This window comes from Maribellus luteus, assembly GCF_003576475.1.
Lineage (GTDB): Bacteria > Bacteroidota > Bacteroidia > Bacteroidales > Prolixibacteraceae > Draconibacterium > Draconibacterium luteum.
Genome location: NZ_QWGR01000098.1, coordinates 1 through 686, shown reverse-complemented (window position 1 = coordinate 686; position 686 = coordinate 1). Strand labels below are relative to the sequence as shown.

The window sequence follows — 686 nt, the reverse complement described above, 5'->3', positions numbered from 1 at the left end:
GCTGATTGCACCGCGCCGCCCGTTTTCTGAATGGCGGCTGGGCGGCAATGTTACGGCGGCGTGGGGCGCGGAGCTGCCCGGCCATTGACGAGTGGACGACGCCGGCACGGCGCGCTCCGTGCTTTTCCACCGCAGCGTTGCAGCGCAAAGCGATCGACCCGCACCGCCCATCCCCCCTAAGCCCTCGCCCACCGACATGTGGTATGAGGCTTGCATAGCACTTCGCAAACAACATCCGGGGCAAAGGGGGCCGTGGTATGCAGGCGCGTTACGCGTGGTCGATGGGGGCACTGTGGGGCCTGTGCTGGACGTGGGGCCACCCGGGCATCGCTCATGCAGGGGGCCTTCAGCAGCCGGAATTTCAGCTTGGGGCCGTCACCGCCAGTGGTTCTGCAGCCGCCGTGGCCGCCACAGGCGAGGCCGCCAACCAAGGCTATGTGCCGCGCGCCCAGTTGGAGAATCGCCCCCTGCTGCGGCCGGGCGAATTGCTGGAGAGCGTGCCGGGCCTGATCGTCACGCAGCACAGCGGCGACGGCAAAGCCAACCAGTACTTCCTGCGCGGCTTCAACCTCGACCACGGAACGGATCTCGCCACCACGGTGGCCGGCATGCCGGTCAACATGCGTACGCACGCGCACGGCCAGGGCTACACCGATCTGAACTTCGCCATCCCCGAACTGGTAGAC

1 protein-coding gene is annotated in these 686 nt (G+C 67.3%); it reads left to right on the top strand.

Annotated elements, in window-relative coordinates:
* Nucleotides 1–257 precede the first annotated feature (257 nt).
* Nucleotides 258–686 (top strand): Plug domain-containing protein (locus tag D1614_RS28095; protein ID WP_206610153.1); only part of this gene is annotated, 429 nt, incomplete at its 3' end.